16 protein-coding genes and 1 pseudogene are annotated in these 15,160 nt (G+C 36.9%); all 17 read left to right on the forward strand.

Annotation, left to right across the window (positions count from 1 at the left end; all coding sequences use genetic code 11):
• Positions 1-118 precede the first annotated feature (118 nt).
• On the forward strand, positions 119-4,732 hold the full coding sequence (locus DN393_RS30205; RefSeq protein ID WP_149174262.1) for an isopeptide-forming domain-containing fimbrial protein: 4,614 nt from the start codon (positions 119-121) through the stop codon (positions 4,730-4,732).
• A gap of 438 nt (positions 4,733-5,170) precedes the next feature.
• Positions 5,171-5,914 (forward strand): hypothetical protein, encoded by a 744-nt coding sequence (locus tag DN393_RS30210; RefSeq protein WP_149174263.1) that lies wholly within the window; start codon positions 5,171-5,173, stop codon positions 5,912-5,914.
• A 163-nt stretch (positions 5,915-6,077) separates the two neighbouring features.
• Entirely contained in the window at positions 6,078-6,356 is a 279-nt protein-coding gene (locus DN393_RS30215) for a hypothetical protein (RefSeq protein WP_078986648.1), read from the forward strand.
• Between the two features lie 250 nt (positions 6,357-6,606).
• On the forward strand, positions 6,607-6,975 hold the full coding sequence (locus DN393_RS30220) for a hypothetical protein (protein ID WP_149174264.1): 369 nt from the start codon (positions 6,607-6,609) through the stop codon (positions 6,973-6,975).
• A gap of 4 nt (positions 6,976-6,979) precedes the next feature.
• Positions 6,980-7,390 (forward strand): hypothetical protein, encoded by a 411-nt coding sequence (locus DN393_RS30225; protein WP_149174265.1) that lies wholly within the window; start codon positions 6,980-6,982, stop codon positions 7,388-7,390.
• 37 nt (positions 7,391-7,427) lie between these two features.
• A complete protein-coding gene (locus DN393_RS30230) occupies positions 7,428-7,703 on the forward strand; it encodes a hypothetical protein (protein ID WP_149174266.1) in 276 nt (91 codons plus the stop codon).
• Between the two features lie 23 nt (positions 7,704-7,726).
• Positions 7,727-7,933, forward strand: a complete 207-nt coding sequence (locus DN393_RS30235; RefSeq protein ID WP_149174267.1) for a hypothetical protein — start codon at positions 7,727-7,729, stop codon at positions 7,931-7,933.
• A 25-nt stretch (positions 7,934-7,958) separates the two neighbouring features.
• Complete coding sequence (locus tag DN393_RS31745; RefSeq protein ID WP_179958546.1) at positions 7,959-8,126, forward strand: hypothetical protein; 168 nt, start codon at positions 7,959-7,961, stop codon at positions 8,124-8,126.
• A 23-nt stretch (positions 8,127-8,149) separates the two neighbouring features.
• Positions 8,150-8,431: a hypothetical protein gene (locus DN393_RS30240; protein ID WP_149174268.1), complete on the forward strand. Its 282-nt coding sequence runs from the start codon at positions 8,150-8,152 to the stop codon at positions 8,429-8,431.
• A 46-nt stretch (positions 8,432-8,477) separates the two neighbouring features.
• Positions 8,478-11,342, forward strand: a complete 2,865-nt coding sequence (locus DN393_RS30245; protein ID WP_149174269.1) for a type IV secretory system conjugative DNA transfer family protein — start codon at positions 8,478-8,480, stop codon at positions 11,340-11,342.
• A gap of 20 nt (positions 11,343-11,362) precedes the next feature.
• The gene (locus tag DN393_RS30250) at positions 11,363-12,196 is read left to right on the forward strand and encodes a replication-relaxation family protein (RefSeq protein WP_149174270.1); all 834 of its coding nucleotides are present in this window, start codon (positions 11,363-11,365) and stop codon (positions 12,194-12,196) included.
• Positions 12,197-12,200: 4 nt separating this feature from the next.
• Positions 12,201-12,425: a hypothetical protein gene (locus DN393_RS30255; RefSeq protein ID WP_000488266.1), complete on the forward strand. Its 225-nt coding sequence runs from the start codon at positions 12,201-12,203 to the stop codon at positions 12,423-12,425.
• A 12-nt stretch (positions 12,426-12,437) separates the two neighbouring features.
• Positions 12,438-13,412, forward strand: a complete 975-nt coding sequence (locus DN393_RS30260) for a conjugal transfer protein (RefSeq protein WP_149174271.1) — start codon at positions 12,438-12,440, stop codon at positions 13,410-13,412.
• 15 nt (positions 13,413-13,427) lie between these two features.
• Entirely contained in the window at positions 13,428-13,673 is a 246-nt protein-coding gene (locus DN393_RS30265; protein WP_001050788.1) for a TcpD family membrane protein, read from the forward strand.
• A gap of 25 nt (positions 13,674-13,698) precedes the next feature.
• Positions 13,699-14,232, forward strand: a complete 534-nt coding sequence (locus tag DN393_RS30270) for a TcpE family conjugal transfer membrane protein (protein ID WP_149174272.1) — start codon at positions 13,699-13,701, stop codon at positions 14,230-14,232.
• Positions 14,233-14,256: 24 nt separating this feature from the next.
• Positions 14,257-14,463, forward strand: coding sequence for a hypothetical protein (locus tag DN393_RS30275; RefSeq protein ID WP_000098277.1), 207 nt, complete (start codon positions 14,257-14,259; stop codon positions 14,461-14,463).
• Between the two features lie 2 nt (positions 14,464-14,465).
• Positions 14,466-15,160, forward strand: a pseudogene (locus tag DN393_RS30280) (ATP-binding protein); the annotation flags it as partial.

A 15,160-nucleotide genomic window follows, 5' to 3' on the forward strand; every position in this document is an offset into this window, starting at 1 on the left:
GGAAAAATCATGAACAAATTATAAATTGATAATTCCGAATTTTCTCAATACTAAAATTAGAATGTGTGGTTTTTTTAGTTTTACCTGATCCTTGAAAATTGAATAAAGGAGGCATACGATGTCAAAAAAACAGCCATCTCGCTTAAAAAAAGCAGTAGCTTCAGTTATGGCGACAACGATGTTAATGAATCCATTAGGCGCACTGGCTGAAATTGATCGCGATGTAGAAAGTACTGGTCATATGTGTGCGAGAGAATACCAAGTAACCTTAAAAGGAAATAAGGTTTTAGGTAAAGATAAAATGGATTTGGTCATCGTACAAGATCAATCTGGCTCGTTCAGAGGAATTTGGAATGATGTGAAATCGTTTGTTGCTGATTCAGCAAGAGAATTACGTTCCGATGTAGACCGTATTCAAGTGTCTGGTTTCCGTGGAGATCATGGAATTATAAATCCAGACGGTTCTATTGCGGCAACAGCAGGTGTAGATTTAGAAACACCATTACATCATGAGTTAACAGGAAATGTTGATTCAGCTATTAGAACAATACATGGTATGGAAGTTGGCGGAACAACCCCAACTGGCCATGGAATTACAGCAGCCTTGAATCATTACGAAAATGCCAAAGGTGATATACATGATCGTAAAACGGTATTTATGTTAGTCACTGATGGTGCTCAAAATGTTCGAGAAGATGGAATAATGCATCTGAAAGAAAAAATGGTAGGGGGTCATCAAGCTGATTACTTTAATGATTGGGACACTTCCACAGCAGACATGGTTTCCAAGGCCCAGCAAGTCAAGGAAAAAGGATATGACTTTGCTACAGTCTACTGGGAAGATGACTCCTATTTTACTAGAGTTTTAGACGATAGGAAAGACTCTTTAGTACCTCTATTCCGTGATCGTATCAAGAAAACAGCAAGTAATGGGTTGTATTTTGATGTAACTACAGGGAATGTTTCTGATTTAGGAAATGCGATTCGTGACGTTATTAAGTCTGTACGTAAAGGTATGGAAGATTTCGTAGAAGATAACGTAAATCCGAATTTTGAAATTGTACCTGGAAGTTTTGGTGGAACAGTACAACCAAAGCAAGACGGAAATAAATTACGTTGGGATTTATCAAAAGTCCAAGGTGACTTTGAGCTTACATACAAGATCAAAGCAAAAGATACAGCGAAAGCGAAAGAGCTTGTAGCAGAAGGGACAGCTCGAATCTTGGACGAAGATACATCCGTTAAAAATGTAGAGGTTGATGTAAAACCGCTAGAAGATTGTAAACCGATTATTAATAAAACCGTTTCAGATAGTGACGAGAAAGACAAAATGGATCATGCGACATTACAGGCGCGCAATGAACCGTTCCAATATAAAGTGAATGTTGGTTTTAAAGATATGACAAATTCAAAACAAGCAAGCATTCATGACACATTGGAAAATGTATTAGAGCCGACAGCTGTAAAACTAATTGACGGACAAGGAAATGATGTTACGAAATTGGGCGCAGTAAAAATTAATGGCCAGAATATTGAGTTTGAATTTGTGCAACAAAATGGATCACTTTCTTATTTAACAGATAAAGGTTATACGTTAGTAATTGATGCGAAAATCAAAGAAGATGCAAGCGCATCGGAATTAGCTAAGTTCATTAAAGATGGCGGTGTACCAAATAAGGCGACATTAAAAGTGGACGACAAGCCATTTGTTTCAAATGTGCCAAGAGTAACACCACCGTCAGAACAACCGAAATTAAATAAGAAAGTATCTGACAGCGATGAAAAACTAGTAGAAAAAGCGACTTTAAAAGCTCAAAACGAACCATTTGTATATGATGTAACGTATCAAATGGGTAATGATACAGGAAACTGGAAGGAAGCTCGTCTCTCAGATGAGCTTGTTAACGTTTTAGAGGTAAAAGGAGCAAAGCTAGTTGATGAAAACGGTCAGGAAGTTAAGACAGGGAAAATGAATATCAACGGAAACAAAGTAGAATTCGTTTTCGATAAGCAAGATGAAAATTTCTTATATTTAGCAGGACAGAAATACACATTAAAAATTGATGCAAAAATCAAAGATAATGTGAGTTTAGAAGACTTAGCGAAATACTTAGTAAAAAATGGCGTACCAAATACAGCGGAGTTACACATCGGTGGAAATAAGCCGTTAGTGTCAAATGAAGTGTATGTAGTACCACCGACAGAACAGCCAAAAGTAACGAAAAAAGTATCTGACAGCGATGAAAAACTAGTAGAAAAAGCAACTTTAGAAGCTCAAAATGAAACGTTTGTGTACGATGTAACATACAAAATGGGCAATGGAACAGGAAACTGGAAAGAAGCCCGTTTGTCAGATGAACTAGTGAACGTTCTAGAAGTAAAAGGAGCGAAGCTAGTTGATGCGAAAGGTCAAGAAGTTAAAACAGGGAAAATGGACATCAACGGAAACAAAATAGAATTTGTTTTCGATAAAAAAGATGGTAGCTACCTGTATTTAGCGGGTCAAACGTATACATTAAAGATCGATGCCAAGATTAAGGATGATGCGAAAGCAGAAGACTTAGCGAAATACTTAGTAAAAGATGGTGTGCCAAATACGGCAGAGTTACACATCGGTGGAAATAAGCCGTTAGTGTCAAACGAAGTATTTGTAGTACCACCAACGGAGCAACCGAAGGTAAGTAAAAAGGTATCTGACAGCGATGAAAAACTAGTAGAAAAAGCAACTTTAGAAGCTCAAAATGAAACGTTTGTGTACGATGTAACATACAAAATGGGCAATGGAACAGGAAACTGGAAAGAAGCCCGTTTGTCAGATGAACTAGTGAATGTTCTAGAAGTAAAAGGAGCGAAGCTAGTTGATGAGAAGGGCCAGGAAGTTAAGACAGGAAAGATGAATATCAATGGAAATAAAGTAGAATTTATTTTCGAGAAAAAAGATGGCAGCTACCTGTACTTAGCGGGTCAAACGTATACATTAAAGATCGATGCCAAGATTAAGGATGATGCGAAAGCAGAAGACTTAGCGAAATACTTAGTAAAAGATGGTGTGCCAAATACGGCAGAGTTACACATCGGTGGAAATAAGCCGTTAGTGTCAAACGAAGTATTTGTAGTACCACCAACGGAGCAACCGAAGGTAAGCAAAAAGGTATCTGACAGCGATGAAAAGCTAGTAGAAAAGGCGACTTTGAAAGCTCAAAACGAACCATTTGTATACGATGTAACATACAAAATGGGTAATGGAACAGGAAACTGGAAAGAAGCTCGTCTATCAGACGAATTAGTGAATGTTCTAGAAGTAAAAGGAGCGAAGCTAGTTGATGAGAAGGGCCAGGAAGTTAAGACAGGAAAGATGAATATCAACGGAAATAAAGTAGAATTTGTTTTCGAGAAAAAAGATGGCAGCTACCTGTACTTAGCGGGTCAAACGTATACATTAAAGATCGATGCCAAGATTAAGGATGATGCGAAAGCAGAAGACTTAGCGAAATACTTAGTAAAAGATGGTGTGCCAAATACAGCAGAGTTACACATTGGTGGAGATAAACCATTTATTTCAAATGAAGTATATGTGATTCCGCCAACAGAAAAGCCAGTTGTAGAAAAGAAAGTATCCGATAGCGATGAAAAACTAGTGGAAAAAGCAACTTTAGAAGTTCAAAATGAAACGTTTGTGTACGATGTAACATACAAAATGGGTAATGGAACAGGAAACTGGAAAGAAGCCCGTTTGTCAGATGAACTAGTGAGCGTTTTAGAAGTAAAAGGAGCGAAGCTAGTTGACGCAAAAGGCCAAGAAGTTGAAACAGGAAAAATGAACATCGACGGAAATAAAGTAGAATTTGTTTTCGATAAGAAAGACGACAGCTATTTATATTTAGCGGGTCAAACATACACGCTGAAAATTGACGCGAAGATCAAAGCGGGTGTAAAAGCAGAAGAATTAGCACCATATATCGCTAAGGATGGTGTACCAAATACAGCAGAGTTACACATTGGTGGAGATAAACCATTTATTTCAAATGAAGTATATGTGATTCCGCCAACAGAAAAGCCAGTTGTAGAAAAGAAAGTATCCGATAGTGATGAAAAACTAGTAGAAAAAGCGACTTTAGAATCCAAGGATGAAGCGTTTGTATATGACGTAACATACAAAATGGGTAATGGAACAGGAAACTGGAAAGAAGCTCGTTTATCAGACGAGTTAGTGAATGTTCTAGAAGTAAAAGGAGCGAAACTAGTTGATGCAGAAGGAAACGAAGTAACGACGGGTAAATTGCACATTAACGACAACCGTATTGATTTTGTTTTCGATAAGAAAGACGGCAGCTATCTATACTTAGCGGGTCAAACATACACGCTGAAAATTGATGCGAAGATCAAAGCTGGTGTAAAAGCAGAGGAATTAGCACCGTATTTAAAGAAAGATGGTGTGCCAAACATTGGTGAACTACATTTCGGAAACCAACATGTTATGTCAAATGAAGTATATGTAGTACCACCAGTTGAGAAAACACCAGAACCAAAGCAACCACAAGAGCCAGAGCAACCAAAACAACCAGAAAAACCTAAAGTGGAGACACCAAAACCAGAGGTTCAACCGGAACCAAAGGAAAAGTATACGATTCCATTAACAGGTGGTAAAGTGACTTATTGGGAAGGGTTAGCTGGACTAATTGCTCTTGCTGGTGGAGCTTACGTGTTGAGACGTAAGAAAAAGGCAGAATAATTTAAGGGTTATATAACAAAATATAAATTATATCTTCATTTGTAGAGTAGTGAAGATATTTTAGGGGCATATAATCATCGTCACGCCAGGCCGAGAGATTATATGCCTTGTTTTGTCTCAAATAGCACCGTGCATACAGAATAATAACAACAAGAGAGAGCTATTTTTTGAACTGGATAGCTCTCTTTTTATTAGGGGAAGTCAATTGTAAGGAGAGGATGGCGGTGTTTGGGAGATGCCGAGATATTGGGAACTTTTTGTTATTAATTCCTCTTATAATCGTAGCTTGTGCATTGCATGTATTAGGGGAGGAATATGGGGATGAATGACATGATAATAGAAGTGGTTTTGAAAATGTTAATCATTTATTTAATAGGGTGTATTGGTGCTAGCTTTTTATGGAAAACAAAAACTGATTGATTGGAAAGGAGAGATTATATGTACCTTTCACCAAAAGACATTTTGATGCGGCGGATAGTAGAGAATGATATTCGTATTGAGGAAAGTTTTAAACAAGCTGTTTTGTGTGTGGAACACGGTGGTGTAACCAAATATAGCTTTAACAAACGTGTAGAGAATGGAAAAGAAATAGCATGTGGTGGTGTGGTTACAATTCCTCAATTTTGTGAAGAAAATGACACCGTACAAGCAATTGATTTAGCTTGGGCATTAGCTGGATATGAAATGTTCGTAAACCCAGGAAGAAAGAACAAATTAATAATAGAATTTTTCGGAAGAAATTCTTACCTGTATCAAAAGTCGCAATGGAGAAAAACTGAAGAAATTTGCATACGTGAAGGCTTTATGAATTCAGAACTTCAACCGTATCGGAAAGAAAAATTCGAAGTGGATTGTTCGAAAGAAAAAGAAATTTTTGCTCAAGAATTTGAACGTCGTCGAAATCTTCTTTTGCAGAAACGAAAAGACCACTCTTTAAATGAATTTATGTCTAGTTTGGGCATCATAAAGCAACTTGTAAGAAGCTATTTTATTCTATTGTTCCTCCTATTGTTTGGAGCACTTTTAGATAAGAATGGTATGTCTGTACCACTTTTTGAAGGCTTAGGCGAAATGACATTTCTACAAATTGTAGCGATGACTAATATGCCGTATTCTTTGTATCTAATCTTGTTGTGTGTCTTGCATATTACAAAACGAGCGTGGGGTAATGAAAAATTGTGAAGAGAACCAGGCATTCCATTGATGATCCCTTAGCTTTTGCAAAAGGGTGTAAATATGCTCTTACTCTCGCATTTCTATTTTGGCAAGTAATTGGTGTTATATGCTACAGAGCTATAAAACTAGTCTTATAACTTAGGAATGTTAATCGAAAAGGAGTTTAAATATGGATAAGTTAAATGGGAAAATAATTGCTGATAAAATTTTAGATCAATTTGAATTGGAAATTACTTCAGTAGCAAATAGATTCGTAATGCGGCCAATTGATAAAGAGGATGCTCAAAAAGAATTAGAAGTATTGAAAAGTTTAAGTCAGGGTGTTTTTGACATACTTCATCCAGTTAATGAGGAAAAAACAATGAGCGTATATGGATTGTTCGAAAAAGTAGAAAAGGTACTGAATGGTGAAACACTAGATAACTTGGTAAAAGGAGAAAATATGTGATTTCAATATCGTTGTTTTGGAAGTATCTATTTAACAATCACTTTCCTTATGTTGAGAGTATCTTGTTCGCATGTTCATTGGCATCCACACTCAGTATGATGAAAAGGGAAATGAAAAGATGGTTTCCATTATTGGTTGTAGTTACAGTCATTTTGGGTGTTTACTTTATCTTGAATTTGGTTGGATTTCTATTTTAATTCTTACCTTAGTTTTTTTACAATAATCACATAATGATGAAAGGGTGAAAGAAATGATCGTTTCTAATGGAATTGTTGATATTCAAACGAAAAAACAAGCATATGAACTCGCAACAGAAATGACAAAACAAGTGCTTCATGAAAGTGCAGGGTTAACATGGTTGAGGACTACACAGTCATTTTTGAGCGGAGCAATCCTTTACGTGAAAGACAGACATAAGCAACAGGTCAGGTTATCAGATGTAAAGACGTTTGTTATGCAAAGTGAAAAGAAAGATGGTTTTTTAGAAAATATCACAAACCAATTAGAAAGGGATCATCCTTCTTATTACGCTTTTCGAATTATGTTGATATGTAAAGAATCTACAAGAGCTCTTGTACTTGCTCTTTCTGGATTGTGCATGAAATCGATGAAGGAGTGAGGGGATGCATGTTTTTTATCAAATAGGAGCGGATATAAAGGTTGATAGGACAGCGTTAAAACCATACGAAGTTCATATAAGTATTCGTTACTTGAATGATGAATTTAGAGAAAAGATTCAAAATATAGTCGAAAGATATAGACCGGCTTTTCAAATCAAAAGAAAAAATCTTTTGAGGCGAATTTTGCAAAAGGATAACTTAAATATAGAACTAGTTAGCTATGTTAATAAAGAACGAATGTTTCACTTGACTGGTGAAGCTGGGTATCTAGTTGGGTTGTATACTTTTGACTTTAAGTGCGGTAGCTTTTCATTTTTAGAACGTTTTGAAGCTGAAGAGGCACTGTCAAAACTAACTGAAATTATCCGTCAAGATTTAGACAATGAAGCAATCAGATTTCAAAAGATACAATAACAAATTTCAATTCGACAGAAAAAAAGGAGAAGTGATTATGCGTTATTTTGAATTTGATAAACATGAGTATTGGGCTTTGGTTGCAGCTGAAAATACAGAGAAAGCATTTGAGGTTTACACCGAAATAGTAGCAGGTGAAAGTGGAGATCAAGTAAGAGAAGAAGGGATTCCAACTGAAATTACAAAGAAACAAGCAAGAAGAAAATATGTGGATGCTTTACTTTCAACAACGTCCTCGGCGCTCGATAAGATCATATTAGAGTTTAATCAACGTAAAAATGGTGTCGTGCTTATTGAATCGTCAGTGGCCTGACATTTGTGAAAGAGAGTGAAGATATGTTTTCAACAATTCATGCGTTTATAATCGTGCTTAGTATAGGGTTGTGTCAATTGTTAGTCACTATGCAACAACCAGATGAATCAGGTAGAACCATTATGATATTGGTTAAAGGAACGGTATTAGGCATTGTTTTAGGGCTGATTGTTGTATCTGGTTATGAGGGATTCAAAGATGTATTTGCAGAGATAATTAATGAGTCATGAAAGTTATATAGTGAGGTGATGATGTATGACTAAAACTCATATGGATTTGTTGGATGAGATATGGAATAAAGCACTCGAAGATAATATGTGTGAGTGTAAAAACGACGATCATTGGGAGCAAAGTTTAATGGGAGGTATTGTTTGTACAAAGTGCAAAACTACCATTTGTAAAAGTGAACATGGATTGAAATAAGCTAGATAAGGTGTGATAACGACATGGGCTTAATGATTCCACATTATTTATTAGTTGGCGGTTATTCAAGAGATAAAGTGTTACGTGCACATGAAAAAGCGAAAGAAATTTTCAACCCAGATGATCCAAATGATGCTTTGGTTAGTCAATTGAAAAAAGTTTCTTTCTTTGTACTTTGTGACGGCAGCCATACAAGGTGGAAGAACCAAGAAGAGTATGTGGAAGCAAGATTGACATATATTCAGTACTTGGTAGAGTGGGATATTCCATTTGTAGAAATGGAAGCGCAAGAATTAATTTCTTGAAAGAGTACTCAAAGCAAGAGAGATGTATTTATGAGGAAGTGAGGTTGTGGCATCTAATAAGTTTGAAAAAGAACTAGAGAAAGCTGTATTGAAATTAGTAACCAAACATTGGCGATTCTGTCTCTTATTAGCTGGTGTATTATTTGTTTGGATTACAAGACAAGAAATCATTAACAGGTTGATTCAGATAGAGCCAATTGTGAAAAGGGTTGTACACACGGGTCTTCTCTTAATTGTTATTGTGATAACAATTTGGGTAATCAAAACAGTTATTTTATACAGAATGGAAAGAAAGAACTACAAATATTTTTTGATTATCCCTCATGTGTCTGATGAAGCAACAGCAGACACATTAAGTGGAATGATCCGACAAGTACACGGTGCGGGAAGGAAGCCACTAGAGCAATTGTGGAAGGGTCGCGATTGGTATCGACTATTAATGTATCAACCACCGGATGTAAACGAGAAAAGTGAAAAGTTACATTTTTACTTAGGTGGCCCCACAGAAAGTGTGGATCATGTGATTCGGGCATTTCAAGGTGTATATGTACATGCGGAAGTATACGAACAAACGATGGATGAAGTACCGTTTCCGAAAAACAGATGGTTTGGTGGTGCAGTAGGTGGTCGTATGATGTTGAAGTCAAAAAAATCATTGCCACTTGCTTGCTTTACAAAAGATACACTACCAATCTTATTAGATGGTATGGCAGAAAAAACATGGATAGATATATCGTTTTCGCCAGATCGAGGGTATCGCTTAACAAAAAATATTCGAAAAGCGGAAGCGGATATTAAAGCGCGTAAAAAGAAGGAACTAGGATTAGATGTTTTTGAAAAAGATGAATTCAAGGTATTGAATAAGCGCTTTTTAGGCAATGAAACAGCATTTCAAGTAACCGTTTCTATGGCAACTGAAATGTATCCAGGTGTAAAAGTGTTAAAAGGGTTAGGAAATATAATTGCAAGCATGATGGCTGATGTTAATGAACTCCGGTATCGTTCGTTTCGTTGGTCTATTTGGCGTGTTCCTTGCCCATATTATGGGCGTATGACCTGGACGGGATCAGAACTTGCGAACTTACTTCACCTTCCTAATATTACGGGTGATAAAGATCGTAAAGTGGAAAAAAAGATTTTGTACTTAGATAAAGGGGAAGAAATGTTACCGCAAGACCGATTAACAGAAGGGTTGGGCGTTGGAACTATTGTACACCCATTATTTAAAGATCGTATGGTTCGAATTACAGAGGAACAGTTTAAAAAAATGGGAGCCATTGTTGGGAAAACGGGATCGGGTAAGAGTACGGTTGCAATGAATATCATGGAAAGTGCCTTGGATTTGTGGTTAGAAAATCCGGAAGAGGCAAGTGGATTTTCGTTATTTGATCCAACACCAGACTTGGCTATCATCGCTTTAAATCGAATGATGAAGGCAGAATTGGATGGGAAGAAAGTTAATTGGGATAAAGTTCGCTTTATTCGTTTTCGAAACACGAAATACCCACCAGGATTAAATCTTTTGCATCGTACAGAATCAGAGGATACAGAAACGGTTATTGATTCGATTATGACGAGTATCAAAACGATTGTGTCAGGCCAAGCCGTTCAAACAGAAAGGATTTTAAAGGCAATTATCGGTACTTTACTCTGTGACACAAGTCAAACGCATACCACGTTAAGTATTATCGCATTTGGAACAGATGAGCTGTTTCGGGAACGAGTGTTAGATAACCTAGAAGGACCAGAGTCGTTATATTATAAACACTTCTGGAAAAACGAAATAGGAAACGCCCTAGAAGACAGCATACAGCCGTTATTGAACCGTTTAGATATATTTCGTAGTACCACGTATTTAAAACGCATATACGGACAATCTGACTTCTCTCTTGATATACGCAAGTGGATGGATGAAGGATACATTATCTTCTATGATTTGTCCGGTATGGGAAATGCAGATATACAGCTGACGATAGGTTATATCAAGAGTCAGTATCATCGCGTAGTACAGCAAAGACCGATTGGGTCTAAATTACACCTTTCTTTTATCGATGAAGCTCATAAAGTGCAAGTGCCAATTCTTCCGAAGATTGTAGCTGAAGATCGTAAATATGGTTTGGGTCTTTGGATTATTACACAACAAATTTCGGGCCAATTAGATAAGGATTTAGCAGATGCGCTCAAGGAAATTGGTGGTAACTTCTTTGTCTGTAGGCAGGGAGAGGCATCGGCTAAAACGCTGGAAGGAATTATGCAAAGACGATTCCGAGCGCAATATTTGCAAGACCTACCAGACCTAGTGGCAGCTGTCCAAACGCAAGATAAGATTGATGGGAAAGCACAAAACGTGTGGTGCACCGTAGAGGTAAAGCCATTAGATCGTTATCTCCCGAATGGCAAAGTTGCAAACTATCAAGATATTAAAGAAATTGAAAAGTCGAATGAATGGACGTTCTCTAAAATTGCAGAATTAGAGAAACGTGGGAAATCGGCTGAAGAACTAGACCAAGAGATTAATGCTTTCTTATTTGGTAAGGAAGCGGCAACCTCAATTAAAGTGAATCTGGAAAAAGAAGAAGAATCGATATTCGCAAGAGCTGAAGAGGAAGCGAAGCAAGAAGAATCGATATTCGCAAGAGCTGAAGAGGAAGCGAAGCAAGAAGAATCGATATTTGCAAGAGCTGAAAAAGAGGTGAACCAAGAAGAGTCACCTGTCATTATGGATATGCCGTTTCCTTGGGAGATGGAGAAGACAGATCATCTTTTCGTAAAAAAGAAGGAAGAAAATGTTTCTTCAGTTGAGACAGAGGATGATAGCAAAGAAGGGTATCCTTTTGAAAATGAAAAAGACGAACCAGAAAAAGAGAAAGATGTGGAATCGAAAGAAGAAAAAAGTATCTTTGACTTTTAATGGTGGGGAGGAGGGGAGTCATGTTTTTAACCACTGAAGATGAACAGTTATTAATGGATATTCACACGCATATCTATTTGGATTTTGAGTATATACGTGCCAAAAATTATCCCGACCATAAAGAAAAATCGATTTATGCTCGGCTTGCAAAATTAGAGAAAGAAAATTACATCAAAAGTGAAAGGCATCCAGTGGCGAGTATTCGAGGGAAGCGAAGGCGATCAGGGAATGGATGTAATATTTATACCCTTGATAAATATGGTGTTGAAATGGTGCGGGAGTTACGTGGTGAGGTGCATTGGAATTATAAATGGTCCAATAGAGTTGCAACGTTTGTCTATCATAGCTTGATGTTGGCTCATGTTGAATATGCCATGTTAGAACAGTCAAAAAAGGAAATTCCAATCGGCTTGAAAGAGTGGATTAATGAAGCAAGAGGGACGTTTCAATACGACAAAAATAAAAGTGCTGTTATTCGTCCGGATGGATTAGCTGTTATTGGTGTGAAAGCCGAAATCGAAGGGAATTATGGCTTGTTTTTGGAGATGGAACGAACATACGGAACAAAAGAAGTTATCGAGAAAAAGCTCCGACGGTATAACGATTTTTTAAGCCGGGAAGAAGCGGTTAAAAACTACGATCGATATGCAGGGCTAACATATCCGGTAGGGAAATGGCGACTAATCTTTATTGCCGGAAATGAGGGGAGACAAAAAGAATTGTTACGGTATATGAAAGAAATGGAGAGTCCCCAAGTACCTGTATATGTCGTGTTATTTGAAGAAGTTCTACAAAATCCATTTGGAGCGATTTATCGGAACATCAGGAATCCGAGTGAGAAAGTGAGGTTGTAAGAAGATGTTTCGATTTGTTCTTTCAACAATTATTTCATTTGTCACGGCAGCCATTGTGCTAGTCGTATCAAAAGATTTTATTTTTCGTAGATTTCCGGAAGCGCAACCGATTTATGAAGAAATAAAGTCTATGTTTCTAGAGATTTATGGAAAATACGGATGGGAAGGGTTACTAGTTGTAACAGTAGCGGTAGTGGGCCTGTCTAAAGCATTTGATAAAAAAGGTTAGGAGTGAAACGGTGTGGGAATAAAAGAAAGGTTAAATTTGTGGAGGGAAAAGAGGCGAAAACCTTTCCGAGTTCCTTCGTATAAGGCGAAGAAAATTGGAAGTATTGTCTTTTGGGTATTCTTCCTTTGGATGTTTATAGTATCAATCACAGGCTTAATTAACATTAATAAGTTGAAGGCCATGGCGCAAAAAAGTCCGGATTCTCAAATACAAATAAAACAAAATGAGACGACAAGGCCAGAAGCAGTTGAATTTACAAAGCAATTTGTAAAAGAATACTTTACTTGGAAACGTGAAGATGTTGAGCGCTCTAATCGAGAAAGTCGTTTGAAACCATACCTACTGGAAGGAACAGATCCGCAAGCAGGTTTGGATATGCATAGTCTTCAGTGGGATGCGAATTATATACAAGCCACTGTTTTACGTGTAAAGGAAACTGGAAATCAAAGCGCAGATATGATTTTAAAAGTAGATTACAAGCTTCATCGTCAAAAAGAAGAGAAGCAAGGCGAAGAAATCAAAAAGGTGGATGAAGGAAAAGACGTTACACAAACTGTTGCTGTACCAATTCAAACGGACGGAAAAGGGTTTATTGTAACAGGAAATCCACAGATTGTGAAAATGGATAATAAGGCGAAAATAAAAGCTGATAAAGATGGAGAAAAGTCAGAGGAAGCGGAATATAAGGTGAAACAAGAAATTAGCGATTTCTTACCGACATTTTTCAAATCTTACACAACAGCGACTCAAAAAGAATTAGAGTACGTGGTACACAATAAAGACATTAAAGGTCTAGAAGGAGCACTTCACTTTGAACGAGTGAAAGATGCAAAAGTGTATGTAGGATCAAAGAAAGACACGTATGAAGTTCATACAAGCGTTGAAATGAAGGATACTGTTTCAGGTTCGAAAATGACAATGAAATATGTATTAACTGTTAAAAAAGAAGCAAAACAATACATCATTACTGATATGAAAGTGAAATAGGAAGGGGAAAATAAAATGAATTTATTAAACAATATGATACTAGGTTTTGGGTTAGATGGAGCGTATGAATGGGTTAAAACACAAGGAGCATATGCACTAGGGATCATTATTATCGGATTAGTTATTTTTTGTGTTGCGAAGCGTGCTTGGGGTTTCCTAGTTACGATTGTGATTGTAGGTGGACTTGGATTCTTCCTTATAGCGGCACCAGAAACTCTAAAAAAAGTAGGGTCATTCTTAGGTGGAATGTTAGGAATGTAAAAAATATAAGGAGGCGTTCTTGCCGATGGAAGAGAAATCAAAACCTTTTATCGTATATACGTTTGGGAGTTATATGAAATATGAACGTCGCCAATATGAATTGTTAGGCTATCGTCTTCCACGACCAGTGTCGTGGAGGATGTTAGGCTATTATGCTTTAGTCGTATTGGTGTTTGTTATATTGAGAGTTTTCCCTTTGACTGCTTGGTTTATTGGGCCAATTGCTGATGAATTTTGGCTTCCATATTACATCATTATTCCAGGTTTTGCAGTATGGGGATTAGATACGTATAAAACTGATGGGAAGTCATTTTTGAAATTTGCTAGATCATGGGTTTTGTTTAAGTTAAGACCACATAAAATGTCACGCTCTATACGATTTGAAAAACCAAAGCAATATGTATTTGAGAGTCCTATATTTATTCGTTTCCACGAATCGGATGTAGTTTCTATTACACCAATGAGTCAAGAGGAGGTAGAAGATTATCCGTTGACTCCAATAGAACAAGATACAAAAGAATTTGAGACAGTGCGATTAGAAAAAGATGAATGGTATTAAGGTATTAACGAAGGAGGAAGAAGGATGAGTAGTCAACATGTAAGAGGAAGTTTAAATGGTGAAAATAAAGGTTTTTACATTGGCCGTGTAATAAGATCGAATCTACCAAAGTTTCTTATTCCTGTACCAGCAGAGGGAATCGTGATGAAAAGAAATACTGTTCAAACGGGGAGTTCGGGAGCGGGATTGAATTCACGTTTAACAATTGAACCGGAAAGTGAGGGGGTTTAATAATGGCATTAAGAAATGTATCAGAGTTTCCGATTAATCATGTAGAAGATAATCTTTGTTTTTGTACAGATCAGCGGGTGTGGAGTATTTACGAGATTGAAGGGTTTGAGTATGAACATCAAAGCGAACGTATGAAAAAAACATACTTTTCGAATCAAAAGTCATTATTTGCACAATTAGAAAGTGATTTTCATTTACTTGTTATTCCAAAAGTAACTGATTCTGACGCAATCATAGATGAACATATTGCAAGATTGAGAGGGCCGTTATCAAATACGGCAAAAACCTTGTTTGAAAAGGTAAAAGTGTACTTACAACAATCGTCAGTTTCAAAAGAAAATACAGAGTACCACTTCTTTTTATTAGTGCAATTAAATCAGGATAAAAGAGAGAAGCAAATAAAAAATCCAGTAATGGAAACAACAAAATTTGTTCGAAAAATGATTAAGGGTTTTACAGATACACCATTTCGGGCAATGGGAATTGAAGAAAATGACCTATTGCAAGAGGAAATTGACGATTATAAAGAAGCAGAAGATGGTATTTATAATCAATTATTAGGGGCATTTAAATTTGTAAGAAGGGCAACACCGCCAGTTACAAGATATTTAATTGAGTATAACTTTACTCGTGGTATGACAGCACCAGAAACAGTAAAGAGTTGGGACATTGGAAATAAGGTTAAGTGGAAAGATGA

This window comes from Bacillus sp. BPN334, assembly GCF_008368885.1.
Lineage (GTDB): Bacteria > Bacillota > Bacilli > Bacillales > Bacillaceae_G > Bacillus_A > Bacillus_A wiedmannii.